We start from the raw sequence: 4,527 nt of genomic DNA, 5'->3' as shown, positions 1-4,527 counted from the left end.
GAAGACCGGCCGCCCCTCCCTCTCGCCCGTCCGGCTCCGACGCGGCGCTCCAACTGGACAGCACCACGTGGCAGTTCGTGCCTCCGAGTCCGAAGGAGCTGACCCCGGCGATCCGCGGTGAGCCACCGGTGTCCGGCCAGGGCTCGGTGGTGCGTTGGACGGTCAGGCCCAGGTCGTCCAGGGGTATGCGGGGGTGCGGGCGGTCGTGGTGCAGGGTCGGGACGAGGCGGGCGTCGCGCAGGCACAGGACCGTCTTGAGGAGGCCGGCGATCCCGGCGGCGCCCTCCAGGTGCCCGATGTTGGTCTTGACCGAGCCGACCCGCAGCGGCCGGTCCGCCGGGCGGGCGGCGCCCAGGGCGCGGCCGAGCGCGGCGGCCTCGGCGGGGTCTCCCTCAGGGGTGCCGGTGCCGTGGAGTTCGACGTACTGGACGTCGGCGGGGTCGGTGCCGGCCCGCTCGCAGGCGAGCAGCAGCAGCTCGCGCTGGGCGTCGGGGTCGGGGACGGTCAGGCCGCTGCCGCCGCCGTCGTTGTTGACGGCGCTGCCCCGGACGACGCAGTGGACGCGGTCGCCGTCGGCGAGGGCGTGGGAGAGAGGCTTGAGGAGAACCAGGCCGCCGCCCTCGCCCCGGACGTATCCGTTGGCGCGGGCGTCGAAGGTGTGGCAGCGGCCGTCCGGGGAGAGGGCACCGAGGCGGGCGACGGCGAGGGTGCTCTCGGGGGACAGCATGAGGTTGACGCCGCCGGCGAGGGCGAGCGTGCACTCGCCGCGGCGCAGGCTCTCCACGGCCAGGTGGACGGCGACGAGCGAGGAGGACTGCCCGGTGTCGACCGTGAGGCTGGGGCCGCGCAGGCCGAGGGTGTAGGAGACCCGGTTGGCGAGGAGGGAGCGCTGCACGCCGGTGAAGCTGTGGGGGGTGACGGCGTCGGGGCCGTGCTGTCCGAGGAGGCGGGCGTAGTCGTCGGCGAGGGCGCCGACGAAGACGCCCGTGCGGGTGCCGTCGAGCGCGGCGGGGACGGTGCCGGCGTGTTCCAGGGCCTCCCAGCCGAGTTCCAGCAGGAGGCGCTGCTGCGGGTCCATGGCCGCGGCCTCGCGCGGGGAGATCCCGAAGAAGGCGGCGTCGAACCCGTCCACTCCGGTGAGGAAGCCCCCGCGCGCGGTGACTCCGGGGACCTCGGGGACCAGGGCGCGGCGTTCGGCCGGTGCGTCGGCGACGGCGTCGCCGCCGCGCGCGAGCAGGGCCGCGAACTCCGATGGATTCGCGGCTCCCGGCAGTCGGCACGCGATGCCGACGACGGCGATCGCCTGGTCCTCACCCAGCATCCGTTTCCCTCCACGTGCTCTGAGAACGGACGGGGACGCTCGGGGCGCCCCACGCCGTCGGCCGGTCGGTTCCTCGCCCGACGCCTGTCGGATCCGCGGTGACGCCTGTCGGACCGGATCCGTGGTGACGCCGGTCAGATCGGATCCGTGGTGACGCCGGTCAGATCCGGTAGCAGTGCATCTCGTCGCCCTGGACCAGTTCGTCGCCCACGGCGATGAAGCCCTTCTTGAAGAAGTGGTCGGCGTCGACGACCGAGAAGTCGTCCACGAAGCTGTGGCGTCCGCCGAAGACGGCGCTGTCGCCGGAGACCCGGAAGCGGCCGTCGACCCAGCCGGGGCTGGTGAACGTGCCGTGGTTGCCCCAGTCGTCGTAGTAGAAGCAGACGAAGGCGGCGTCCACCTCGCTCCAGCCGAAGAGCCACTCGGCGATGATCCCGGGCACCGGGATGGTCTGGGTCATGTGGAGGAACCGGCCGTCGGCCACCGGGCGCGTGGACCAGGTCGCCTCTCCGGTGGTGACCTTCTCGGTGGTGAAATTCGTGTACTCGACGCGGAAATCTCCCAGCAGGAAGTCGAGTTGCTTCATTTCCGGCGCGATATCGGGACGGCCGGGAAAGACGACCTCGCCGCTGTCGGCGGGAAGGGAATCCCGCATAACCTCGTCCGGGGGCTGTACGGGCTGTGCGCTCATGGCCTACTCCGCGAGTTCGGGACAGCGTTCCTTGCCACGGAAACTACGAACGCGGCATCGTCGCGCACAAGCCCGACCGCGTTAAGTAGGGGTGCCCCGCCGGTTGTTCGGGGGCGCCGCGACCCGGCTAGGGGTGTTTGCCGTCGGGACGGGTCATTAGGCTCCCGACGGGACGATTTTCCGTTCCCCGCTCGTCCGGCCGCCACAAATCGACAGAAACGGCCGGCACTTCCCGGCCTTTTCCCGGGCCTCCGGGCGGCCGTGGCCCGGGCACCGTGTGGCCGCGGAACTCACCCAGCAGAGCAGAGGGGAGACGCAAGAACATGGCACTCGAAGGCAAACGCGTCGTCGCGATCGGCGGAACGATGGGTATCGGTCTGGGGGTCGCCGAGGCCGCCGCGGCGGCGGGAGCGTCCGTGGTGGTGGCCTCCAGCCGCCGGGCCAGCGTGGACAAGGCTCTGACGGCTCTCCCCGCCGGTACGGAGGGCCACACCGTGGACGTCTCCGACGAGAAGGACGTCGCCCGGTTCTTCGACGAGGTCGGGGCCTTCGACCACCTGGTCTTCACCGCCGGGGACCGCGTGGGTATCCAGCCGCTGAAGGACGTGGCGATCGCGGAGGCGCACCAGCTCTTCACCGTACGGTTCTGGGGCGCGCTGGCCGCCGCCAAGCACGGTGTCCAGCACATCCGTGAGGGCGGTTCCATGGTGTTCACCACGGGCACCAGCGGTCGCCGCCCCTACATCCCCGTCGGCACCGCCGTGGGAGGTCCGCTCTACGCGGGGATCGAGGCGATGATCCGTTCCCTGGCACTGGAGTTGGCGCCGGTCAGGGTCAACGCGGTGGCCGCGGGCGTGGTCAGGACGCCGCTGACGACGGAGGCCGATCCCGAGGGCGCGGAGCGGTTCTTCGCCCAGCACGGGCCGAAGTTGCCGGTCGGACGCGTCGCCGACCCGTCCGACGTCGCCAAGGCCTACGTCTACCTGATGTCCGACGGCTTCTGCACCGGTCACGTCCTGGTGTCGGACGGCGGTCAGTTGCTCATCTGACGGCCCGCCGGACTGACGGCCGGCCGGCCACCGGACCGCGCCCACGGCCCCAGCCCACGGCCCCAGCCCACGGCCGAAAGCGGTCGCCACCCCTGCCGGGGATGGCGACCGCTTCGCCGTGCTCCGTCTCACCGGGCGACCGGCGTCCTCACCAGGAGACCGGCATCCGCTGCAGCTCCGGGTGCCAGAGCGGCCTGTCGTACATCTCCTCCATCGGTACGGCCAGCCGCAGGTCCGGCAGTCGCCGGAAGAGGGTGCCGTACGCGACCTCGAGTCCGACCCGGGTCAGATTGGCGCCCAGGCAGTGGTGGATGCCGGAGCCGAAGGCGAGGTGCCCGCGGGCGGCGCGGCGCACGTCCAGCCGGCCGGGGTCGGGGAACTCGGCCGGGTCGTGGTTGGCGCCGCCGTTGGCGACGAGGAGGCCCTCGCCCGCGCGGATCAGCTGCCCTCCGACCTCGACGTCCTCCAGGGCGACGCGCGCCATCAGGTCGAGGGGGCTGACCATGCGCATCATCTCGTCGACGGTGCCGGGCAGGACCGTGGGGTCGTCCCGGACGAGGGCCAGTTGATCGGGCCGTTCCAGCAGCAGGCCCACCCCGACGGTGAGCATGGCCTGGACCGGCGTCTGGCCCGCGATGAAGATCAGGAAGCAGAGGTTGGCGAGTTCGGTCCTGCTGAGCGTGCCCGTGGTGACGTGCTGGGCGATCACCCGGCTCATCGGGTCGTCGCCGGGGTCCTGCTCCTTGGCCTCGATGAACCTGAGGAAGTACTCCTGCAGCGCCATCATGCGCATGCTCACCTCGGCACCCACCTGTTCGGTGTCGAGGACCGCGTGGGCCTTCTCGCGGACTTCCCGGTTGCCCGCCAGCCAAGCCTGCATATCGGTGTATTCCATGCCCAGGGCCCAGCAGGTGATGATGCCGGAGAACGGCCCGGCGAATTTCTCGACCAGGTCCGCGGAGTTCCCCTCCGCGAGCATGGCGTCGATCAGTTCGTCGGCCTTCCGCTGCATCTGCGGACGCAGGTCCTCGGCCCGGCGCAGGGTGAATTCCCGGATGACGGCCTTGCGTTGCACGGTGTGCTGCGGCGGGTCCATCGTGAAGAGCATGGGAAATCCCCGCGACCCCTCGAAGGCCTCGGCGTAGATGGGGTATCCGGGATTCGTGATGTCGGAGCTGAAGCGTTCGTCGCCGAGAATGGCACGCACCTGTTCGTAGCGGGTGACGAGCCAGACCCGCCTGCCGTTGTAGAGCTGCCCGGGAGTGGGTGCCTCGGTCTCCCGGAACTTCACGTACTCCTCGGGCGGCGTGTACGGGCACTTCCGCAGAAGGGGAAAGTCGATGTCTTCACGCTCGGGTGTCGTGGTCACGGGAGGTGATCCCTTTCTGGTGAACAGCTGGGAAACGGCTGCGGGAAAGAGGTTGCGGAGGGGTGGAGTGGCCCGGGGGGTGGAGTGGCCCCGGAGG

General features: G+C 71.0%; 4 protein-coding genes. 1 reads left to right on the top strand and 3 read right to left on the bottom strand.

All coding sequences use genetic code 11. The features are described 5' to 3' along the window. Positions 1-1,321, bottom strand: a 1,321-nt coding sequence (locus tag P1P70_RS41120) for a polyketide synthase (protein WP_319247075.1), incomplete at its 3' end; no start/stop codon positions are given. 160 nt (positions 1,322-1,481) lie between these two features. Next, entirely contained in the window at positions 1,482-2,012 is a 531-nt protein-coding gene (locus P1P70_RS41115) for an NlmOI (RefSeq protein ID WP_319247073.1), read from the bottom strand. A 323-nt stretch (positions 2,013-2,335) separates the two neighbouring features. Between P1P70_RS41115 and P1P70_RS41110 the strand changes: the two genes are divergently transcribed. After that, on the top strand, positions 2,336-3,061 hold the full coding sequence (locus P1P70_RS41110; RefSeq protein WP_319247071.1) for an SDR family oxidoreductase: 726 nt from the start codon (positions 2,336-2,338) through the stop codon (positions 3,059-3,061). A gap of 148 nt (positions 3,062-3,209) precedes the next feature. Here P1P70_RS41110 and P1P70_RS41105 read toward each other — a convergent pair whose 3' ends face one another. Further along, positions 3,210-4,430 (bottom strand): cytochrome P450, encoded by a 1,221-nt coding sequence (locus P1P70_RS41105; protein ID WP_319247069.1) that lies wholly within the window; start codon positions 4,428-4,430, stop codon positions 3,210-3,212. Positions 4,431-4,527 lie beyond the last annotated feature (97 nt).

It is taken from the genome of Streptomyces sp. MB09-02B, assembly GCF_033794485.1.
Taxonomy (GTDB): Bacteria; Actinomycetota; Actinomycetes; order Streptomycetales; family Streptomycetaceae; genus Streptomyces.
Note: the sequence above shows the minus strand (reverse complement) of the source record. Positions and strands in the feature narration are given on the sequence as shown.

Bases quoted from the DNA above. Each gene is read 5' to 3' on its own strand.
- P1P70_RS41115 (WP_319247073.1), bottom strand. From the start codon at position 2,012: ATGAGCGCACAGCCCGTACAGCCCCCGGACGAGGTTATGCGGGATTCC.
- P1P70_RS41110 (WP_319247071.1), top strand. From the start codon at position 2,336: ATGGCACTCGAAGGCAAACGCGTCGTCGCGATCGGCGGAACGATGGGT.